General features: G+C 72.9%; 18 protein-coding genes. 12 read left to right on the forward strand and 6 right to left on the reverse strand.

Features of this window, described 5'->3' with window-relative positions:
- Positions 1 to 90 precede the first annotated feature (90 nt).
- Positions 91 to 345: a hypothetical protein gene (locus ACN28F_RS30150; RefSeq protein ID WP_289205821.1), complete on the forward strand. Its 255-nt coding sequence runs from the start codon at positions 91 to 93 to the stop codon at positions 343 to 345.
- A gap of 48 nt (positions 346 to 393) precedes the next feature.
- On the opposite strand, the gene ACN28F_RS30155 is transcribed toward ACN28F_RS30150, so the two are convergent.
- Positions 394 to 840, reverse strand: coding sequence for a MaoC family dehydratase (locus tag ACN28F_RS30155; RefSeq protein ID WP_289205822.1), 447 nt, complete (start codon positions 838 to 840; stop codon positions 394 to 396).
- Between the two features lie 110 nt (positions 841 to 950).
- Here ACN28F_RS30155 and pabB point away from each other — a divergent pair, with 110 nt between their 5' ends.
- Complete coding sequence (gene pabB / locus ACN28F_RS30160; protein ID WP_421360892.1) at positions 951 to 3,128, forward strand: aminodeoxychorismate synthase component I; 2,178 nt, start codon at positions 951 to 953, stop codon at positions 3,126 to 3,128.
- Between the two features lie 56 nt (positions 3,129 to 3,184).
- A complete protein-coding gene (locus ACN28F_RS30165; RefSeq protein ID WP_421360894.1) occupies positions 3,185 to 3,832 on the forward strand; it encodes a dienelactone hydrolase family protein in 648 nt (215 codons plus the stop codon).
- Positions 3,833 to 3,867: 35 nt separating this feature from the next.
- Here the strand turns inward: ACN28F_RS30165 and ACN28F_RS30170 are convergent, their stop codons facing one another.
- Entirely contained in the window at positions 3,868 to 4,752 is an 885-nt protein-coding gene (locus ACN28F_RS30170; RefSeq protein ID WP_289205825.1) for a phosphotransferase family protein, read from the reverse strand.
- Between the two features lie 150 nt (positions 4,753 to 4,902).
- On the opposite strand from ACN28F_RS30170, the gene ACN28F_RS30175 reads away from it, so the two are divergent.
- From ACN28F_RS30175 to ACN28F_RS30215, 9 genes are all read left to right on the forward strand, one after another.
- Positions 4,903 to 5,568 (forward strand): DUF4178 domain-containing protein, encoded by a 666-nt coding sequence (locus tag ACN28F_RS30175; protein ID WP_421360896.1) that lies wholly within the window; start codon positions 4,903 to 4,905, stop codon positions 5,566 to 5,568.
- A 1-nt stretch (position 5,569) separates the two neighbouring features.
- Entirely contained in the window at positions 5,570 to 6,085 is a 516-nt protein-coding gene (locus ACN28F_RS30180) for a DUF2617 family protein (RefSeq protein ID WP_289205827.1), read from the forward strand.
- Positions 6,082 to 6,507 carry a DUF4247 domain-containing protein gene (locus ACN28F_RS30185; RefSeq protein ID WP_289205828.1) on the forward strand — a complete coding sequence of 142 codons (426 nt, stop codon included), beginning with the start codon at positions 6,082 to 6,084 and terminating at the stop codon, positions 6,505 to 6,507. The genes ACN28F_RS30180 and ACN28F_RS30185 overlap by 4 nt, the downstream gene beginning before the upstream one ends.
- A gap of 26 nt (positions 6,508 to 6,533) precedes the next feature.
- Positions 6,534 to 6,959: a DUF350 domain-containing protein gene (locus tag ACN28F_RS30190; RefSeq protein WP_289205829.1), complete on the forward strand. Its 426-nt coding sequence runs from the start codon at positions 6,534 to 6,536 to the stop codon at positions 6,957 to 6,959.
- Positions 6,959 to 8,599 carry a polyamine aminopropyltransferase gene (locus ACN28F_RS30195; protein WP_289205830.1) on the forward strand — a complete coding sequence of 547 codons (1,641 nt, stop codon included), beginning with the start codon at positions 6,959 to 6,961 and terminating at the stop codon, positions 8,597 to 8,599. The genes ACN28F_RS30190 and ACN28F_RS30195 overlap by 1 nt, the downstream gene beginning before the upstream one ends.
- A 118-nt stretch (positions 8,600 to 8,717) precedes the next feature.
- Positions 8,718 to 9,743, forward strand: coding sequence for an MBL fold metallo-hydrolase (locus ACN28F_RS30200; protein WP_421360899.1), 1,026 nt, complete (start codon positions 8,718 to 8,720; stop codon positions 9,741 to 9,743).
- 117 nt (positions 9,744 to 9,860) lie between these two features.
- Positions 9,861 to 11,333, forward strand: a complete 1,473-nt coding sequence (locus tag ACN28F_RS30205) for an aldehyde dehydrogenase family protein (protein ID WP_421360901.1) — start codon at positions 9,861 to 9,863, stop codon at positions 11,331 to 11,333.
- Between the two features lie 43 nt (positions 11,334 to 11,376).
- The gene (locus ACN28F_RS30210) at positions 11,377 to 12,144 is read left to right on the forward strand and encodes an SDR family NAD(P)-dependent oxidoreductase (RefSeq protein ID WP_289205833.1); all 768 of its coding nucleotides are present in this window, start codon (positions 11,377 to 11,379) and stop codon (positions 12,142 to 12,144) included.
- Positions 12,141 to 14,210, forward strand: coding sequence for an FAD-dependent oxidoreductase (locus ACN28F_RS30215; protein ID WP_421360904.1), 2,070 nt, complete (start codon positions 12,141 to 12,143; stop codon positions 14,208 to 14,210). The genes ACN28F_RS30210 and ACN28F_RS30215 overlap by 4 nt, the downstream gene beginning before the upstream one ends.
- 7 nt (positions 14,211 to 14,217) lie before the next feature.
- On the opposite strand, the gene ACN28F_RS30220 is transcribed toward ACN28F_RS30215, so the two are convergent.
- From ACN28F_RS30220 to ACN28F_RS30235, 4 genes are all read right to left on the reverse strand, one after another.
- Positions 14,218 to 16,329, reverse strand: a complete 2,112-nt coding sequence (locus tag ACN28F_RS30220; RefSeq protein ID WP_289205835.1) for an ABC transporter ATP-binding protein — start codon at positions 16,327 to 16,329, stop codon at positions 14,218 to 14,220.
- On the reverse strand, positions 16,326 to 17,267 hold the full coding sequence (locus ACN28F_RS30225) for an ABC transporter permease (protein ID WP_289205836.1): 942 nt from the start codon (positions 17,265 to 17,267) through the stop codon (positions 16,326 to 16,328). Before ACN28F_RS30225 ends, ACN28F_RS30220 begins: the two co-directional genes overlap by 4 nt.
- A complete protein-coding gene (locus tag ACN28F_RS30230) occupies positions 17,264 to 18,208 on the reverse strand; it encodes an ABC transporter permease (RefSeq protein WP_289205837.1) in 945 nt (314 codons plus the stop codon). Before ACN28F_RS30230 ends, ACN28F_RS30225 begins: the two co-directional genes overlap by 4 nt.
- Positions 18,209 to 18,379: 171 nt before the next feature.
- The gene (locus ACN28F_RS30235; protein ID WP_421360906.1) at positions 18,380 to 20,020 is read right to left on the reverse strand and encodes an ABC transporter substrate-binding protein; all 1,641 of its coding nucleotides are present in this window, start codon (positions 20,018 to 20,020) and stop codon (positions 18,380 to 18,382) included.
- Positions 20,021 to 20,152 lie beyond the last annotated feature (132 nt).

Here is a 20,152-nt window from a genome sequence, read left to right on the forward strand (position 1 = left end):
CCGCGCCCGCCTGCATGGCGTGACAGCCAGGTCAACCGGCGGGCCGGCTGGCGCGTCACCTGTGGCATCCACCCTGAGCTGGAGGTCGCCATGACCGTCACACCCCGTCCGCACAGTTGCGAGCCGCTGTGGTCGGTCGGCGGTGTCACCGCCGCAGTCACCGCCGTGCTCGCCGTCGTCACCGCGTTCGGGCTGCCGCTCACCGATGCCCAGCAGGCCGCGATCCTCGGCCTGGTCGCCGTCGTCGCCCCGCTGGTCGTCGCTCTGATCGGTCGGACCCGGGTGTACGCGCCGGCCACCGTCGAACGGCTGGTCGGCGACACCGCGCCGGGCACCGACCGGTGAGCGGGCAGACCGGGGTCGCCGCCGGGGTGCCGCCACCACCCGCGCCGGTCACAAATAGACGCGGGTGACCGCCTCGGCCAGGCAGACCGGCTCGTCGCCGCCGTCACGTTCGACCGTGACCAGGTAACGCACCTGGACACCGCCGGTGACCTCGGCGACGTCGTTGATGTCGACCGACGCCCGGACCCGGGCCCCGGCCGGCACCGGTGCCGGGAACCGTACCCGGTCGAGCCCGTAGTTGACCGACATCCGCGCCCCGGACACCGAGACCCGTCCAGCGACCAGCGCCGGCAGCAACGACAGGACGAGCGAACCGTGGGCGATGCCGCCACCGGCAGGCCCACCGGCCGTCGGCGCGTCGGTGCGTGTCCACGGCCGGTCGCCGGTGGCGGCGGCGAACCGGTCGATCCGACCCTGGTCGACCTCGATCCAGCGACCCGGTCCAAGGCGGCTGCCGACCGCGTGGCGCAGGTCGTCGACGGAGTCGAAAGCCATGACGGTTTCCCTTCCTGCGGCGCAGTGCCGGCGGACGACCGGCCACAGCGGGCATGCTAGTGGCGGATCGTGGACAATTCGACGGTGGCCGTGGCGCGCGGAGGTGACGGGTGCGCATTCTGCTGGTCGACAACTACGACTCCTACACGTACAACCTCTTCCAGCTGATCGCGGCGGTCGCCGGCAGCGAACCGACCGTGCTGGCCAACGACGACCCCCGGCTCGCCGCCGTCGACCGGCTCGACGTGCGGTGCGTGGTGATCTCGCCCGGCCCCGGCCGACCGCACCGGGTCACCGACCTCGGTTGGGGCTGGGAACTGCTCGACCGCCGGCCTGAGCTGCCGGTGCTCGGGGTCTGCCTCGGTCACCAGGCGATCGCGTTGCACGCCGGCGCCCGGGTCGACCAGCGTCAGCCCCGGCACGGCCAGGTCGACCGGATCCGGCACACCGGCGACGGGCTGTTCACCGGCGTGCCGCAGGGGTTCGCGGCGGTCCGCTACCACTCGTTGCAGGTCAGCGAGCCGTTACCGGCGGACCTCGCCGCGACGGCCTGGGCCACCGATGGCACCGTCATGGCGCTGGCGCACCGGCGGCTGCCCCAGTGGGGCGTGCAGTTCCATCCCGAGTCGATCGGCACCGAGCACGGCGCCCGGCTGATCACCAACTTCCTGGCCATGGCCCGCCCGGCGGCCCCCACCGGCGGTCCGCCCACCCCGCCCACCCCGGCACCGCCGCCCACCCCGGCACCGCCGCCCACGCCGCCCACGCCGCCCACGCCGGCACCGCCGCCGAGTGCGCAGCCGGTGACCGCTGGCGGGCCGCGCTGGCGGCGCGACGTCACGGTCGTCGACGGCGAGATCGACACCGAGGCGGCTTTCCTGGAGTTGTACGCCGACGCCCGCTACGCGTACTGGCTCGACGGTGCCGACGTGGCCGCCGGACGGTCCCGGTTCTCGTTCCTCGGCGACGCCGGCGGCCCGCTCGCCGAGGTGCTGCGCTACCGGGTCGGCAGCGGCCGGGTCGAGGTGCACCGCACCGGCCGGCCGGTGCGCCAGGAGTCCGGCGGTCTGCTCGACCTGCTCGACCAGCGGTTGGCCCGGCGTCGGCTGCCCGCCGCTGACCTGCCGTTCGACTTCGCCGGCGGCTACGTCGGTTACCTCGGTTACGAGATGAAGGCCGACTGCGGACCCACCACCGCCCGCCCCGCAGACACCCCCGACGCCGTCTGGATCTTCGCCGACCGGTTGGTGGCCGTCGACCACCTGCGTCGGCGCACCTACCTGGTGGCGCTCAGCGTCGACGACGCCGGGCGTCGTGCCGCCAAGGACTGGTTGGCGGGTACGGCGACCCGGCTGCGACAGCTGACGCCGCCGGGCCCGCACCGTCGCGCGTCGGGTCCCGTCCCGCCCCACCCGCCGCCGGCGCCGGGCAGCGCGGCCGATCCGCAGCGCTGGGTGAGCCCGGCCCGCGAGCGCGACCGCTACCTCGCCGATGTCGCCACGGCCCTGAGCGAGCTGCGCCGTGGCGAGAGCTACGAGATCTGCCTGACCAACCAGTTGCGGCTGCCGCCGGTGCCCGACCCACTGGGGTACTTCCGGGCGCTGCGCCGGATCAACCCCGCTCCGTACGCCGCGTACCTGCGCCTCGACGACGTCGCCGTGGCCAGTACCTCCCCGGAACGGTTCCTGCGGATCCGGCCCGACGGCCGGGTCGACGCCAGCCCGGTCAAGGGCACCGCGGCGCGCGGCGACGACCCCGGCCACGACGAGCAGCTGCGCCGGGCGTTGACCACCTCGGCCAAGACCCGAGCCGAGAACCTGATGATCGTCGACCTGCTCCGCAACGACCTCGGCCGGGTCTGCGAGGTCGGCTCGGTGCACGTTCCCCGCTTCCTGGCCACCGAGACCTATCCCACCGTGCACCAGCTGGTCTCCACCGTCGAAGGACGGCTGCGCCCGTCGGCCAGCGTGATCGACTGTGTGCGGTCGTGTTTCCCCGGCGGATCGATGACCGGGGCCCCGAAGCTGCGCACCATGGAGATCATCGACGGACTGGAGCGGCAGGCCCGGGGGATCTACTCCGGTGCCCTCGGCTACCTCGGCGTCGACGGCGGCGCCGACCTGAGCATCGTGATCCGTACCGCCGTGCTGACCGGTGACGGGGTCACCATCGGCACCGGCGGCGCCGTCGTGCTCGACTCCGATCCGGCCGACGAGTACGACGAGACGATGCTGAAGGCCCGGGCGCTGCTCGTCGCCTACCAACTGGCGACCAGGTCGGTCCGGTGACCGGTCACCCGCGTGGGTGCAGGCATGACCGCCCGTGCGGCGGGTACGCGGGCCCGGTGGATCAGGCAACCGTGGTACGCGTACCCGCCGCCGACGTCGTCCTCGACGCGGACGTGGTGGTGCCCATCCGGACCCGCGCGGTGGTGTTCTTCGCCCACGGCAGCGGAAGTTCCCGTCTCAGCCCGCGCAACCGGGCGGTGGCCGGCCGGCTGCACGGTGCCGGTCTCGCGACCGTCCTGGCGGACCTGCTGACCAAGGAGGAGGAGCAGGTCGACGTAACCACCGCACAGCTGCGGTTCGACATCGCGTTGCTGAGCCGGCGGCTGACCGCGGTCGTCGACTGGGCCGTCGGGCAGCCGGAGCTGCACGGACTGCCGGTCGGGCTCTTCGGCGCCAGCACCGGCGCGGCGGCGGCCCTGTGCACCGCCGCGACCCGGCCCGACCAGGTCGGTGCCGTGGTGTCCCGGGGCGGCCGGCCCGACCTGGCCGGGGACCAGTTGGCCCAGGTACGGGCACCGACCCTGCTGCTCGTCGGGGAACTCGACCCGCAGGTCGCGCAGCTCAACGCGACGGCGGCGACGGCGCTGCGGGCACCGTACGAGCTGCGGATGGTGCCCGGTGCCGGGCATCTGTTCGCCGAGCCGGGCACCTTGGACCGGGTCGCCGACGAGGCCACCGGCTGGTTCGATATCCACCTGAGCTGACCGCGTCCCGGCGTGCCCCGGGCGGGGACCCGACGTCACCCCGGGAACAACCAGGCAAGGGCGGTCAGGGACGTGTCGACGTACCGGTCCCGCCCGGTGCGCACGCCGTACGCGAGGTCCTCGAAGACCCGGCAGCGGCCGTGGAACTCGGCCCGCCGGCGCAGCCCGGCACCGGCACCGGCACCGGCGGCACGGTAGCTGCCCATCGCGGCGTCGAGCGCCTCCGGCCCGAGGTCCCGGTAGATCAGCCCGAAGTCGGCCGCCGGATCGACCAGCGCGGCGTCACTCCAGTCGATGACCCCGGTGACCGCGCCGGTGTCCGGATCGACCAGGACATGTTCGATGCCGAGGTCGTTGTGGCTGAACACCAGCTGAGGCGGCCGAGACGGCGGCGTCGCCGCCAGGAATGCTCCGATCGCGGCGCGCCGGGCGGGCGGGAGCACCTCGGCCAGCGCATCGACGTACCCGGCGGCCTCCTGCCGCCACAGGTCGAGCGGCTGGTCGTCGGGCTCGGCCAGTCCGACCCAGATACGCGCCGGTGCCGTGTGCAGCCGGGCGAGCAGCGTGCCGAGGGCGGCGGCGACCGTGGTCGCGTGGCGGTGCCGTACCGGCCCCGGCAGGTCCGACAGCGCGGTCCCGGCGAGCCTGCGGTAGCCCAGCCAGCCGTCGCCGGTACGCAGCACCGGACGGGGTACCGGCACCGTAGCGAGCCCGGCGACGGCGTCGAGCAGGCGTGCCTCACGGTCGGTCGCCACCGGATCCGGCTGCTTCGGCACCCGCACGATCAGATCGCCGTCGACCTCGTAGCAGTCGTGGTCGAGTCCGTTGCCGATCAGGGTCACCGTCCGGACCGGCCGGCCGCCGAGGGCGGCGGTCACGGCGGCGCGGACGGCGTCGACCCGGTGGTCCGCCGTAGTCACCGACCCACCGTATTCGGTCCGCCGACGCTCCGGCACCACGGTCGCCACGGCGCACCGTGACGCCCTGGTCACCGGATTGATCTCCCGCAGGTGGGGGTGCACGCACTTGTTACGGTCGTCGACCGGTGGACCGACTGGAGGACGGCAGGATTGAACGGGACAGTGGCGTACCTGGTGACCGGGCTGGGATGTCTGATCGCAGTCGCCGGGATCGCGGCCGTGGCGGTCGGCGTCTGGCGGGCGAAGGTCCGCTCCGGCACTGCCGGTGCCGGAGCGGCCAAGGGTCGACCGGTCGACCCGTTCCACACCGGCGACACCGACGCGGTGCGCGGGGATCCCCGCCGGCTCGGGCCGGGCGACATCGTCGAGTTCCGGGGCCAGTCGTACGCCGTACGGGGCAGCGTGCACTTCACCGAGGGCAGCTGGACCTGGAGCGAACACTTCCTCGACGACGCGCGCGGCGACAAGCTGTGGCTGTCGGTGGAGTCGGATCCGGACCTGGAGCTGGTGCTCTGGCGGTCGGCCCCCGCGGACCTGGCGCCGACCCCGGGTGCCCGGTCGCTCGACGTGGCCGGTCGCCGCTACCGGCTCGACGAGTCCGGCCAGGCGAGGTTCACCAGCGTCGGGGCCACCGGGCTGGCACCGAGCGGGAGCGTGCGCTACCACGACTACGTCGCGCCGGACGACGCCCGGTTGTCCTTCGAGGGCTACGGCGACTCGCCCCGGTGGGAGATCGGGCTCGGTGAGGTGCTGCACCGCGCCGAGGTGATGATCTATCCCGCCGGCGGTCCGGGGTCGGCCGGTCGGACGGTGTGACGTGCTGGTCACCCTCGACACGCCGTACGTCGACACCACGGCCGCCGATCTGTGCTTCGCCCTCGGTCTGCCGGAGCAGCCCGCCCTGCACGTGCTCGACCTGCCGCTGCCGGCGAGCGTCGGCGGGCCCGCCACAGGTGTGCTGCGGCTGCGCCTGCTCGGCGCGTCCCACCAGGCCGTTCTGCGTACCGGTGACAGTGTGCTGGTCGAGACGGTGGCCTGCCTGCCCGGCCTGCCCCGTGACCTGCCGGCGGCGGTCGACGATGCCGACGGCTACCGGTTCGCCGCGCGGGTACGGCGGCTGTCGCCGGTCGATGTCGCCGCCGAGGTCGGCGGGCTGCGTCGCCGGCTGACCGACGATCCGCAGGCGTTGGTCGGCGTCTTTCCCGGCAGCCCCGACGCGCTCACCGCGCTGCGGGCCGACTTCGACGACCACCGGATCCGGTGGTCCACCTGGCACGCGTACCCACAGACAGGCGAGTTGGTCGAGACCGAGACGGTGGTGAGGTTACGGTGACTTCCCGTAAGTGGATCGTGGGCGGCGTGGTGCTCGCCCTGGTCGGCGTGATCGTGTCCTGCTGCGGCCTGGCGGCCGGGACCTTCTCGGCGCGCGGCTACGTCGAACGCACCTACGCCCGTTCGGTGAGCGACGACATCGGATCCTCCGCCAAGGGTTTCCGGTCCGAACGGCCGCCGGCGCAGGTCGCCGAGGAGTTGCGCCGCAGCTTCCGACCGGAGGACCAGCACCGCGACGGCGAGCGGTTCTACCTGCGCTACGGCGACGACTCGGTGGTGATCCTGCCGGCCGCCGTCGGCTCCCTGATCCTCGTCGAGCGGATGGTGACCGCCTATCCACGCTACCGCTCCACTGTGGGTAACTCGTGGAACTGGCAGCGTGGCAGCACCACCCGGGGCGGCGGCCCGGGTACCGGCAAGTAACCCCCTTTCCCCTCAGGAGTTCGCACATGTTCCGCACCCTTGTCGTCGATCTGCTGCTGACCCTCGCCTACGGCGGTGTCGGGCTGGCGCTGATGGCCCTCGGATACCTGCTGGTCGACGTGGTCACCCCGGGCAAGCTGCACCAGCTGATCTGGGTCGAGCGCAACCGCAACGCCACCATCCTGCTCGCGTCGAACCTGGTGGCGGTGGGCATCATCGTGGTCGCCGCCATCACCGCCGGGGAGAACAGCTTCGTCACCGGGCTGGTCGGCACCACTGCGTACGGCCTGCTCGGGCTGGCCGTCATGGCGGTCTCCTTCGTCCTGCTCGACGCCGTCACCCCGGGACGCCTCGGGGACATCCTGGTCGACCGTGAACCGCACCCAGCGGTCTGGGTCAGCGCCGTCGTGCACCTGGCCACCGGCGCCATCGTGGCGGCGGCGATCAGCTGATGAGCGCCGCCGCCACGGCGGCGGCACCGGACGACGCATCCGGGCCGCCGGTGGCCGCACCGGGGACCACCGGCACCGGCACCGGCCGCCGCTACGCCCGGATCGCCCGGCCGGCGGTGCTGGCTGCGGTCTTCGTCTGTGCGGCCTGCGGCCTGGTGTACGAACTCGCCCTGGTCGCGCTCGGCAGCTACCTGATCGGCGACACGGTCGGGCAGGCGTCGATCGTGCTGGGGGTGATGGTCTTCGCGATGGGCGTCGGCGCGCTGGCCGCGAAGCCGCTGCAGCGGTACGCCGTCGTCGCCTTCGCCGCCGTCGAACTGGTCCTGGCGCTGCTCGGTGGTCTGTCGGTGCTGCTGCTCTACGCAGCCTTCGCCTGGCTCGACCTGTACGCGCCGGCGCTGGTCGTCACCGCGTTCGTCCTCGGGCTGCTGATCGGGGCGGAGATTCCGCTGCTGATGGTGCTGCTGCAGCGGATCCGGGCGCAGTCGGCGGGCAGCGCGGTCGCCGACCTGTTCGCCGCCGACTACGTCGGTGCCCTGCTGGGTGGCCTGGCCTTCCCGTTCCTGCTGATCCCGTTCTTCGGTCAGCTCCGGGGGGCGCTGCTGGTCGGGGTGGTGAACGCCCTGGCCGGCGTCCTGCTGGTCGGCACCGTGTTCCGGGCCGATCTGGGCCGACGCGCCCGGGCGGCGGTGGCCGTCGCGGCGACGCTGGTCGGGGTCGTGCTCGTCGGTGCCTTCACGGTCGCCGAGGACTTCGAGGTCACGGCCCGCCAGCAGCTCTACCGGGATCCGGTGGTCCACGCCGAGCGCAGCCGGTACCAGGAGATCGTCCTCACCCGGGCGCTCTCACCGGTCGCCGGTGAGCCCGACCTGCGGCTCTTCCTCGACGGCGACCTGCAGTTCAGCTCGGTCGACGAGTACCGCTACCACGAGGCCCTGGTCCACCCGGCGATGGCCGGCCCACGGGGCACGGTGCTGCTGCTCGGCGGCGGTGACGGGCTCGGTCTGCGGGAGGTGCTGCGCTACCCGGACGTCACCTCGGTGACGGTCGTCGAGTTGGACCCGGCGGTGGTGGCACTGGCGCGCAGCGAGCCGCAGATCCGTACGCTCAACGCCGCGGCGTTCGACGACCCACGGGTACGCCTGGTGCACGCCGATGCGTTCGCCTGGCTGCGCACGGCGCCGGACCCTTTCGACGTGGTGATCGTCGACCTGCCCGATCCGGATCAGACCGCGACTGCCAAGTTGTACTCGGTGGAGTTCTACGGCCTGGTGCGCGGTGTGCTCGGCCCGGAGTCCAGGCTCGTCGTGCAGGCCGGTTCGCCGTACTTCGCCCAGTACGCGTACTGGTGCATCGAGACGTCGGTGCGCGCCGCCGGCCTGGTGACCCGCCCCTACCACGTGGACGTGCCGTCGTTCGGCGACTGGGGTTTCGTGCTGGCGGGTCTGCCGTCGCCGACCGTCACCGCACCGTCGTTGCGGGTGCCGGCCGACGCCCCGTCGCTGCGGTTCCTGCATCCGCAGGTCCTGGCGGCGGCGCAGGTGTTCCCACCGGACCGGGGTCCGGTGCAGGTGCCACCGTCGACGTTGCTGGAGCCCCGCGTGCTGGAGTACACCCGTCAGGCGTGGCGCGGCTACTGACCCGCCGCGCCCGAGTCAAGTGGGCACGATCACCGGTGCCGAGCGAGTGAGGCCATCCCCAACAAAGCAAGCGACCGGTATGGTCGGTGGCTGGTTGGCCAGCGCGAAGGGGTGCCCGATGACGACGGTGTCGGACTGGATGACGCCGGGGGCGCACCCGGTCGCGGACGGGGTGTACCGGATTCCGCTGCCGATGCCCGACGACGCGCTGCGGGCGGTCAACGTCTACGCGATCGAGGACGACGCCGGGCTGGTCCTCGTCGACGCCGGCTGGGCGGTGCCCGCCGCCCGTACGGCTCTCGAGGCCGCGCTCGGTGACCGTGGGCACGACCTCGCCGCGATCCGCCGGTTCCTGGTCACCCACATCCATCAGGACCACTATTCACAGGCGGTCGCGATCCGGCGGGAAACAGGGGTGCCGATCGCGCTCGGGGCGGGCGAGCGACCCAGCCTGGAGTTCATGGTGGCCGGCACCGACGAGCCGTACGCCGCCCCGCTGGCCAAGTTGCGCGACGCCGGGGCGGCCGACCTCGCCGACCGGGTGCAGCGGCTGACCGCCGACGCGGAGCAGCCGGAACTCGACTGGCAACCGCCGGACGAGTGGCTCTCCGGTGAGCGCGAGGTGGCGTTGTCCGGCCGCCGGCTGTGGGCATTGCCGACCCCGGGCCACACCGCCGGGCACTACGTCTTCCGTGACCCGCAGGCCGGGTTGCTCTTCGCCGGTGACCACGTGCTGCCGGGCATCACCCCGTCGGTCGGCTTCGAGGCGGTGGCGGCGCACCGCCCGCTGGGCCGGTATCTGGAGTCGCTGCGGGCGGTGCGCGCGTTGCCGGACGCGCTGCTGCTGCCGGCGCACGGGCCGGTGGGCGACAGCGTCCACCGACGGGTGGACGAACTGCTGGCCCACCACCGGGACCGGTTGGCCGAGATGGCGGCCGCGGTCGGTGCCGGCGCGCGGACCGCGTACCAGGTGGCGCGGACCCTGCCCTGGACCCGACGTCGCCGGGCGCTCGACGATCTGCCGCCGTACCACCGGATGCTGGCGGTCAACGAGACGGCACTGCATCTCGACCTGCTGGTCGAGCAGGGGCGGTTGGTGTCGCACCGGGCGGACGGCGTGACGGCGTTCCGGCCACCGGACTGACCACGGGTTTCGCAGCGGTGCGGGATGGGGTAGGGTCGATTACCAAGCAAGCGCTTGTGAGGTGATCGTGATGCTGTCAGCCGACCCGACACCGATCCCGGCCCCCGGCGGCCGTCGATGACGGTGATCGACCGACCGGCGGACCCGACCGGCCTGCTACGCCCCGGCATTCTGATCGACGGACAGTGGCGCGACACCGGCACCGGCGGTCGACGCGACCACGTCGACCCGGGCACCGGGCGTGTCCAGCAGAGCTTCGCCCTGGCCGGAGCCGCCGAGGTCGACGAGGCCGTCGCTGCCGCCGGGGCCGCGGCCCCCACTTGGCGGAGCTGGCCAGTCGACCGCCGTCGCCAGGTGCTGTCCCGCCTCGGCGACCTGATCCGGGCCAACGCCGCCGATCTCGCCGCGATCAACGCACTCGAGGTCGGCACCCCGGCGGCCCTGTCGTACGGCCGCTACACCACCGGCCAGACCTTCTTCGACTACTACGCCGGCTGGCTGGACAAGGCCGCCGGAGACGTGTTGCGGATGCCCGGCGCGATGGACCTGACCCTGCTGGAACCGGTCGGCGTGGTCGGCGCGATCCTCACCTGGAACCATCCGCTGGCCAACATCGGCACCACCGTCGCACCGGCGCTGGCCGCCGGGTGCACGGTCATCGTCAAGCCACCGGAGCAGGCGCCGTTCGCGGCGCTGCGGTTCGGTCGACTCTGCGCCGAGGCCGGACTGCCGCCCGGCGTGGTCAACGTCCTGCCCGGCGGCCCGGCGGTCGGCGACGCCCTGGTCCGCCACCCCGAGGTCGACAAGATCGGATTCGTCGGCGGTCCGGCGACGGCGACCCGGATCCAGGCGGCGGCCGCTCCCACGCTCAAGCCGCTGCTGCTGGAGCTCGGCGGCAAGAGCGCGTCGCTGGTCTTCCCGGACGCCGATCTCGACCGGGCCTGCCGGTTCGCGCTGCTGATCACCGCCAACAGCGGCCAGGGCTGCACCATCCCGACCCGGATGTTCGTCCACGACGACGTGTACGACGAGGTGCTCGGCCGGCTGCTCGACGGCCTGCGGGCGGTGACCGTCGGCGACCCGTTCGACCCGGCGGCCGGGATGGGACCGCTGATCGACGCGGCCGCCTGCGAGCGGGTCGTCGGGACCATCGACCGGGCCCGGGAGAACGACACCGGTCACCTCGTGCTCGGCGGGCACCGACTCGGCGGCGAACTGGCCGACGGCTACTACGTCGCCCCGACCGTCTTCTCCGACGTCGACCCGCACAGCGAACTCGCCACCGAGGAGATCTTCGGCCCGGTGCTGTCGGTCTGCCGGTTCGTTGGCGAAGCCGAGGCGGTCGAGGCGGCCAACGCCAGCCGGTACGGGCTCGCCGGCTACGTGCACACCCGCGACGTCGACCGGGCGATGCGGGTCGCCTCGGCGCTGGCCGTCGGCAACGTCGGGGTCAACGGGGCCGGTGCGCCCGCAGGGCCGTTCGCGCCGTTCGGCGGGGTGAAACAGAGCGGCTACGGCAAGGTCGGCGGGCTCGCCGGACTGCTGGAGTTCAGCCGGGTCAAGAACGTACTGCTGGCGATCGACGAATGAGCGCGCCCGGCGGACCGTCGGGTGGCGGGAAAGAGGGATCGGGATGACGACACTGGCGGGTGGAGCGGTGCTGGTAACCGGCGCCGGATCGGGGATCGGGGCGGCGACCGCCCGGCAGGTCGCGGCGGCCGGCGCGGCGGTCGCCGTCAACGACCTCGACCCGGCCGCCGCCCGGGCCGCCGCCGCCGCGATCGTCGCTGACGGCGGCACCGCCTACCCCGTCGCCGGGGACGTGGCCGACCCACGGGCCGCCGCGGCCGTCGTGGCCGCCGCCGTCGACCGGCTCGGCCGCCTCACCGGCCTGGTCAACAACGTCGGCGTGGTACGCGGCGGCGCACTGCGGTCGGTCGGCCCGGACGACTGGGACGCGATCATGCGGATCGACTGCGCCAGCGCGCTGTACTGCAGCCAGGCCGCCCTGCCCGCGATGACGTCGGGCGGCGCGATCGTCAACATCTCGTCGCTGTGTGGCATCCACGTCGCGCCCGGCGCCGGCGCCTACAACGCCGCCAAGGCAGCGGTGATCGCGCTGACCCGGCAGATGGCGCTGGAATGGGGTCCGGACGGCATCCGGGCGAACGCCGTCGCGCCGGGCATCGTCAGCGGCACCAACTTCTCGGCCAGCAGCCGCGACCCGCAGGCCGCGCAGCGCCGTGGTGCCGCCGTACCGCTGGGTCGCACCGGGTCCGCGACGGACATCGCCCCGGTCGTGGTCTTCCTGCTCGGCGACGCCGCACGCTACGTCACCGGCCAGGTGATCGCCGTCGACGGTGGGCTCGGCGTCGCGCTGCAGACCCTGCTGCCGACATGACCGGCGGGCCGGGCGGCGACCCGCTGGCCGCACCGCTGGCCGTCGGCCGGCACCGGCTGCGTAACCGGATGGTGATGACCCCGCACCTCGGCCGGCTGCCGCCCCGGCGGCTGCGGCGCTACGTGGCCGAGCGCGCGGCCGGCGGGGTGGCCATGATCGTGCTGCCGGCAGGCCAGGGGGTGTACGCCAACCCGGTCTACCCGCTGGATGCCTGCGCCGGTGACCCGGACGGCTACGCCGACCCCGACGCGGTCTCGTTCCACGTCCGTGACCCCCGGCACCGTCAGGTGCTGCTCGCGGCGGCCCACGAGCAACTGGCCGGACTGGCGGACGCGGCGCACGGTGGCGGGGCGCTCGCCGTCGGCCAGATCCACCACCCCGGCGCCGAACGCGGCTGGGACAACTTTCAACCGGCCCTCGCCCCGTCGCAGGTACGGGGCGACGACACCGGAGCCGTCCCGCACGCGCTCACCGCCGCCGAGATCGACGACCTGGTGACCGGCTACCTCGCCACCGCCACGGCGATCGTCGCCGCCGGGTTCGACGGCGTCGAACTGCACGCCGGCCACGGGTACCTGGTGAACCGGTTCCTGTCCCCGCACTACAACCGGCGCACCGACCGGTACGGCGGCTCGCCGGCCTACCGGCTGCGGCTGATCCGCCGGATCCTGCGCGCGGTGCGCGCCGAGCTGGGGGAGCGGTCGCTGCTCGGCGTCCGGCTCACCGCCGGCGAGGAGGTGCCGGGCGGCATCGACGCCGCCGGGGTGACCGGGATCGCCGCCGGCATCAGCGATCTCGTCGACTACGTCAACCTGTCGCTGGGCAACCACGACGGGCTGCGCGACGGCCGGCCGGCTACCGCGTACACCGGATCCTGGTTGGTGCCGCCGGCGCCGGCGGCGCAGATCGCCCGACAGGTCCGCGCCGTGGTCGACGTGCCGGTCCTGGTCTCCGGTCGGATCACCGACCCGGCGACCGCCCGTGGCCTGATCGCCGACGGCGCTGCCGACCTGGTGGGACTGGCCCGGGCGCTGATCGCGGACCCCACCTTCCCCCGGCGTGCGGTCCGCGGAGACGACGCCGGCATCGTGCGCTGCGTCGCCTGCAACGAATGCGTACGGGTGCCGTTCTCCTGCCCGGCGAACCCGGCCGCCGGCCGGGAAGCCGAGTTCGACCCGCTGCCCGCCGAACCACCAGCTGGGCCGGCTCTCGTCCGGCACCGGCGTGCCCGCCGACGGATCACCGTCGTCGGCGCCGGGCCCGCCGGGGTGGAGGTGGCGGTCGGTGCCGCAGCGGCCGGAGCCGAGGTGACCCTGGTAGAGGCCGCCGACGCGATCGGCGGGGCACTGCGTCACCTGGTCGCTACGCCACTGCTCGCAGACTGGGCGCCGCTGCTGCACCGGCTCGAACGCCGGCTGGCCCCGCTACTGGACTGGCCGTCTCCCGCCGGCGGGCGGGTGGTCCTGCGTACCGGCACCACCGCCACCGCAGACGATCCCGACCTGGTCGGCGCGGACCTGGTGGTGCTGGCCACCGGCGGCCGGCCAGGCCCGGCCGGCTTCCCCGTCGACCGACCGGTACTGACCACGATGGATCTGTTGGCCGGTCGCCGACCACCGCCGGGAGTGCCGGTGCTGGTGGTCGGCGGCGCCGAACGGCACCTCGAGCCGCTGCTCGCCGCCGACCTGCTGGCCGGGGAGGGCTGGCCGGTCCAGGTGTGCACCGAATGCGTCGACATCGGACCCGATCTGGATCAGCGGACCCGGCCGGCGGTGCTGCGTCGGCTGTACGGCCGGGCGGTGAGGTTCGCCCCGATGAGCAGGGTGCACCGGTGGTCCGGCGGAGCCGTCGAGGTGGAGCAGTTGTTCACCGGGCACCGGTCGATCCTCGACGCCGGTGCGGTGGTTCTCGCGCACGGCCGTACCGCCAACGACGGGCTGCGCGCCGCGCTGCCGGCGGACCTCGAATGTCAGGTGGTCGGCGACGCGTTGGCGCCACGTCGGCTGACACACGCCGTGCTGGAAGGAGCCCGGTTCGGCTACGCGCTGTCCGCCGCCGATCTCTGACGTCGGATCAGCCGGTGAGGTGACAGGCGGACCAGCCGCCGCCGGCCACCGGCGTCGGCTGTGGGGTCTCCGCTGCGCACAGCGGCATCGCGTGCGGGCAGCGGGTGCGGAACCGGCAACCCGACGGTGGGTCGATCGGGCTGGGGATCTCTCCGGTCGGGGTGCTCCGGTCGGCGAGCCCGTGACTGGCCGGGGTCAGCATCGAGGCCAGCAGTGCCTGGGTGTACGGGTGCGCGGGGTGGGAGTACACCCGACTGGCGGGACCGCTCTCCACCACCCGGCCCAGGTACATCACCGCCAGTTCGTGGCTGACATGGTGGACCAACGCGAGGTCGTGGGCGATGAACAGGAAGGCGATGCCCTCAGCCTCCTGGATGTCCTGGACCAGGTTGACGATCTGCGACCGGGTGGAGACGTCCAGCGCGCTCACCGGCTCGTCACAGATGATCAGTTGGGGTTCGAGTGCCAGCGCGCGGGCGAACGAGATCCGCTGGCGCTGACCGCCGGAGAGCGAGCGCGGCGACCGGCGGGCCAGCGACGGGTCCAGCCCGACCCGTTCCAGCAGCCGTCCGATCCGGGAGCGACGCTCGGCCGGAGTGAGCCGGGAGTGCACCACCAGCGGCTCGGCGATGCTCTGGCCGACCGTCATCGACGGGTCCAGCGAGGCGTACGGGTCCTGGAAGACCATCTGCATGCCGCGTCGGTGTGACCGCAGCTCGCCCCGGCTCATCGCGGCGAGGTCCCGACCGAGGAAGGAGACCTCCCCACTGCTGGGTTCGATCAACCGCAGGGCGAGCCGGCCGACGGTCGACTTGCCGGAGCCGCTCTCACCGACCAGGCCGAGCGTGCGGCCACGGGCCACCGTCAGGTCGACGCCGTCGACCGCGTGCACCACCACCCGGCGCAGGCCGAGCACCCCGCGTCGGAGCGGGAACTGTTTGCCGAGGCCGCGCAGTCGCAGCACCGCCCCGTCCCCGGCGTCTCCGGTGTCCCCGGCACCCGTCGGATCGCTGTCGTCGGTCGGACCGGCGGTGCCGGCATCCTCGACGGTCGCGTCGGCCACCGCCTCGGCCGCCGCCGGAGGGCCGGATTCGGTGGCGGGCGCCGGCCCGGCGCCGGGCAGTTCCAGTTCGGCCTGCCGGCCGCACCGGGTGCCCCGGTCACCGCCGTCCAGCACCGTCCACGGCGGGTCGGTCCGAGTCCACTGTGGCTGGGCGTGGGCGCACCGGTTGGCGAACCGGCAGCCGGCGGCGGGGAAGTGACCCGGGCGCGGCACCTGGCCGGGGATGACCGGCAGCCGGGTGGCCTTCTCGGCGACCTCCGCGCTGGACGAGATCAGCGCCGAGGTGTACGGATGCCGCGGCGCGGCGAACACGTCGCGGACCGGACCGGACTCGACGACCTGACCGGCGTACATGACGCTGAGCCGTTGCGCCATCGTGGCGATGACGCCGAGATCGTGCGACACCAGCAGCAACGACATGCCCAGCGCGTCACGCAGGTCGCCGAGCAGCTGCAGGATCTGCAGCTGGACCGTCACGTCCAGAGCGGTCGTCGGTTCGTCGGCGATCAGCAGCTCCGGTTCGCCGGCGATGGCCATCGCGATCAGCGCCCGTTGGGCCATCCCGCCGGAGAGTTCGTGCGGGTAGCTGGCCACCCGCTGCTGCGGATCCGGGATCCGGACCAGGTCGAGCAGTTCCACCGCGCGGGCCCGGGCCTGCCGGCGGTTCATGCCGGTGTGCCGCAGCAGGCTCTCGACGATCTGGTTGCCGACGGTGAACGCCGGGTTCAGGCTGCTCAACGCCTCCTGGAAGACCATGCCGACCCGGTTGCCCCGGAACCGGGTCAGTTCGGCGGGGGAGCGGCCGGTGAGTTCCTGCCCGGCGAAGCGGATCGAACCGCCGGTGATCCGGGCGCCGGGCGGCAGCAGCCCGGCCAGGGCGAGACAGGTGATGCTCTTGCCGGAGCCGCTCTCGCCGACCAGGCCGAGGGTCTCACCGGCGGCGACACTCAGGTCGACCTGTTCGACCAGATGCACGGTGTCGCGTCCGGACCCGACGCTGACGGTGAGGCCGTCGACCTCCAGCAGTGGTCGGGTCGTGGTGCTCGCGGCAGTCATCGGTTTCCCGCTTTCTGCTGGTGCCCGCCGGAGATGGCCTGGCTGAGTCCGTCGCCGAGCACCTGGAAGGCGACGACCGTCAGGGTGATGGTCAGGCCGGGGATGAAGATCAACCAGGGTGCCGAGGCAACCGACGAGAATGCCCGTTGCAGCAGGTTGCCCCAGCTCGCCTCCGGCGGCTGGATGCTCAGCCCGAGGTAACTCATCGCGCCCTCGGCGACGATCGCCACGGCCATCGTGATGAAGACCTGGACGACCAGGGGACCAGCAATGTTGGGCAGCACGTGCCGCAACACCGACCGCAGGTGGGAGACCCCGATCGACCGGGCCGCCTCGATGTAGGTCTCCTCGCGTACCGCCAGTGCCTGGATGCGGCTGAGCCGGGCGAAGATCGGCACGAAGATGACCGCGAGGGCGAACATGGCATTGCGCAGTCCGGGCCCGAGCACGCCGACGATGGACATCGCCAGCAGCAGGCCGGGGACGCTGAGCACGGCGTCGATCAGCGTCATCACCAGCCGGTCCACCCAGCCGCCGAAGTAGCCGGCGGTCACCCCGAGCAGCACCCCGCCGAGCAGGCCGAGGCCGACCGCCTGCAGGCAGGCCAGCAGCGAGGACCGGGAGGCGTACAGCAGCCGGCTGAGCATGTCCCGACCGAGGTCGTCGGTACCGAGCCAGTGCGCGGCCGACGGCGGGTCGAGGATCGCCCGGAAGTCGGTGGCGTACGGGTCGTACGGGCTGACCAGCGGCGCGGCGACCGCCAACAGACTGAGCAGCACCAGGTAACCGAGGGCGACCATGGTCATCGGCTGGCTGCGGACCCGGGCGACGAGGGTGTCACCGCGGTCGCGTCGGTCGAGCCCGCCCGGCTCCGGCCCGGCGGTGCCGTCGGGCCCGGTGGTCGATGCGGTGCCGTCGGTTCCCACTGGTCGGCTCATGCGATCCGCACCTTCGGGTTGAGGAGTCCGTAGGCGATGTCGACGAGCAGGTTCGCGGTGAGCACGACCACCGCGGAGACCAGGACGACGGCCTGTACGACGGTGAAGTCACGGTTGAGGATGGCGTCGATGGCGAACTTGCCGAGCCCCGGCATGCCGAAGATGGACTCGACGATCACCGCGCCGGACAGCAGGTGCCCGAGTCGGATGCCGAGCACGGTGATCGCCGGGGCCGCCGCGTTCTTCAGCGCGTGTTTGCCGATCACGGTGCGTGCCGGCAACCCCTTGGACCAGGCGGTCCGGATGTAGGGCTGGGAGTACGCGTGGAGGAAGCCGGTGCGCAGTTGGCGGGCCATCTCGGCGGCGGTGAACACGCCGAGGGTGATCGACGGCATGATGAGGTGCTGCGCCCAGGGCAGCACCCCCTCGCTGAGCGGGGTGTAGCCGGTGGCCGGCAACCAGCGCAGCTGCACCGCGAAGATGGTGATCAGCATGGTGGCAAGCCAGAAGTTCGGTACGGCCAGTCCGGCGGCGCTGCCGAGCAGGCCGAGCCGGTCGACGACGCGGCCGGCGTAGACGCCCTGCAGGATGCCGGTCGGTACGCCGATCAGCAGGACGACGACGAGGGTACCCAGGGCGATGCTGGCGGTCAGCGGTGCGCGCCGCAGGATCTCGTCGCTGATCGCCCGGCCGGTGACCAGCGAGTCGCCGAGGTCGCCCTGCGCGATGCCGCCGAGCCAGTGTGCGTAGCGGACCAGGAAGGGGTCGTCCAGACGCAGCTGCTGGCGTAGCGCGGCCAGCTGTTCCGGGGTGGCGTATTCGCCGGCGATCGCCGTCGCCTGGTCGCCGGGGAGCAGGGCGACCAGGGAGAACGCGCCCAGCGAGACGATCAGCAGGAGCGGGATCGCTGACAGGAGGCGCCGGAGGACGAGGGTGACCATTTGTGGGTGATCCTTTGGCCGCCGGAACGCTGGCTGACCAGCGTCTGACTGTCGGGGCAACGTACCTAACGAGCGCTTGTTCGTCAACGTGGGTCCGTGGCGCTGTGGGACCCGTCCAGCGGATCCCACAGCGCCGCTACCGCGTCCGCCCACAAGGGGCGGTCGCGGCGGTCAGTCGACCGGTACCCGGCCCTCGGTGATGTACAGCCCGTCGAAGATCATGTTCGACCGGGTGGAGCCGCGTTGCACCCCGCCGACGTGGGCCCCCATCGCGGTGTGACCGGCGACGAAGAACAGCGGCACTCCGGCGGCGGCCTCCTCGGACACCAGGGCGGCCGCCTGACGCAGCAGGTCGGCCCGCTCGTCGGGGTCGACGGCGGCGTCCGCCCGGACGACCAGGTCCCGCAGACCGGCGATGGTCTCGCCGGACGGGTTGTACCGGCCGTCCTCGAAGAACCGTTCCCGGAACCGGCTGGACGGCGACCGGGCCGGTGCCATGGCCAGCGGCGCGGCCGCGATCTGCGGCGGAGAGTCGGCGGTGCCGTACAGCCGGGCCAGCATCTGCGCCGGGTCGATCAGCTGCAGGTCCATGGTGAACCCGGCCTGCTCCAGCTGCGCCTGCACCAGCTCGCCCATCCGGACGTACGCGGTGAAGGTGCCGCCGATCTCGGCGGTGAAGGTCACCCCGTCCGGGTGGCCGGCCTCGGCGAGCAGCTCCCGGGCCCGTTGCGGGTCGTACGGGTAAGCGTCGGCGAGCTCGGGCGAGTAGGGCACCGAGCCCTCCGGGAACCACTGGGTGGCCGCCTCGGACCGGCCGTCGGTCAGCGCCTCGGTGATCGCCTCGCGGTCCAGGGCGTACCGCAGGGCCTGCCGGACCCGGACGTCGTCGAACGGCTCAATCGCCTGGTTGATCAGCAACGCGCGGATCTCATTGGTCGACGAGGAGATCACCCGCAGCCGGTCGTCGGCGCAGGCTGCGGCGACCTTGTCGTCCTCGATGTACTGCACGTCGAGGTCACCGGCCTGCAGCGCGCCGAGGCTGGCGTCGGTGGAGGTCTCGATGAAGTCGATGCCGCCGAGCAGTCGCTCCTGCGCGTTCCAGTAGCCGTCCCAGGCCCGGACGCTGACTCTTTCACGGGCGTACCAGGGGCCGTCGACGGTGTACGGACCGGCGCCGACCGGCGCGTCGCTGAACGCGGTGGAGGAGCCGGCGGCCCGCACCGCGGTGGGTGAGGCCATCAGCCCCGGCCGGTCGGACAGGACGATCGGGAAGGCGGCCGGGTTCGGCGGGTCCAGTTCGAACCGTACGGTGAGCTCGTCGACCACCTCGACGGCCCGGACGTTGGCCAGGTCGCCCTTGATGTTGGACTCTTCGTCGTTCATCGCCCGGTCGATGTTGAAGCGCACCGCCTCGGCGTCGAACGGGGTGCCGTCGGAGAAGACGACGCCGTCGCGGAGGGTGAACTCCATGACGCCGTCGTCGACGACGCTCCACTCGGTGGCCAGGCCGGGCACGGGTTGGTCGTCGGCGTCGAGCTTGACCAGTGGATCGAAGATCGTCTGCAGCACGGTGATCTCGTTCGCCTCGACCATCCGGATCGGGTCGAGTGAGCTGGCCGGCACGCTGCCGTACTTGAGGATCGCGGTCGGGTCGTGGGCCACCGTGCCGGACGGCGTCGCCGGCGGGCAGCCGGGCGCGGCGGTGGCGTCGTCGGTGGTGTCGGAGTCGGGGTCGGAACTGCTACTGCAAGCGGCGATCGGCAGCAGGGACAACGCCAGCAACGGCGCGAGTGTGCGGTGTACGGATCTCACTTTTCGGTCCCACCTTCGGTAGGCGGCAGTTGCTCTACCAGCGGTGCGGCACGGCACAGCGCCGGCGAGAGTAGGCGAGGAAGCTACCAACAAAGCGCTTGCTTCGTCAACGGCGTGTTGCGCCGATGTTGC

Source organism: Solwaraspora sp. WMMA2101 (assembly GCF_049179175.1).
Lineage (GTDB): Bacteria > Actinomycetota > Actinomycetes > Mycobacteriales > Micromonosporaceae > Micromonospora_E.

Excerpts from the sequence above, each read along its gene's own strand:
- ACN28F_RS30230 (WP_289205837.1), bottom strand. The coding sequence starts at position 18,208 with ATGGTCACCCTCGTCCTCCGGCGCCTCCTGTCAGCGATCCCGCTCCTG.
- ACN28F_RS30225 (WP_289205836.1), bottom strand. The coding sequence starts at position 17,267 with ATGAGCCGACCAGTGGGAACCGACGGCACCGCATCGACCACCGGGCCC.
- ACN28F_RS30215 (WP_421360904.1), top strand. The coding sequence starts at position 12,141 with ATGACCGGCGGGCCGGGCGGCGACCCGCTGGCCGCACCGCTGGCCGTC.
- ACN28F_RS30155 (WP_289205822.1), bottom strand. The coding sequence starts at position 840 with ATGGCTTTCGACTCCGTCGACGACCTGCGCCACGCGGTCGGCAGCCGC.
- ACN28F_RS30190 (WP_289205829.1), top strand. The coding sequence starts at position 6,534 with ATGTTCCGCACCCTTGTCGTCGATCTGCTGCTGACCCTCGCCTACGGC.
- ACN28F_RS30220 (WP_289205835.1), bottom strand. The coding sequence starts at position 16,329 with ATGACTGCCGCGAGCACCACGACCCGACCACTGCTGGAGGTCGACGGC.
- ACN28F_RS30205 (WP_421360901.1), top strand. The coding sequence starts at position 9,861 with ATGACGGTGATCGACCGACCGGCGGACCCGACCGGCCTGCTACGCCCC.
- ACN28F_RS30200 (WP_421360899.1), top strand. The coding sequence starts at position 8,718 with ATGACGACGGTGTCGGACTGGATGACGCCGGGGGCGCACCCGGTCGCG.
- ACN28F_RS30210 (WP_289205833.1), top strand. The coding sequence starts at position 11,377 with ATGACGACACTGGCGGGTGGAGCGGTGCTGGTAACCGGCGCCGGATCG.
- ACN28F_RS30150 (WP_289205821.1), top strand. The coding sequence starts at position 91 with ATGACCGTCACACCCCGTCCGCACAGTTGCGAGCCGCTGTGGTCGGTC.
- ACN28F_RS30195 (WP_289205830.1), top strand. The coding sequence starts at position 6,959 with ATGAGCGCCGCCGCCACGGCGGCGGCACCGGACGACGCATCCGGGCCG.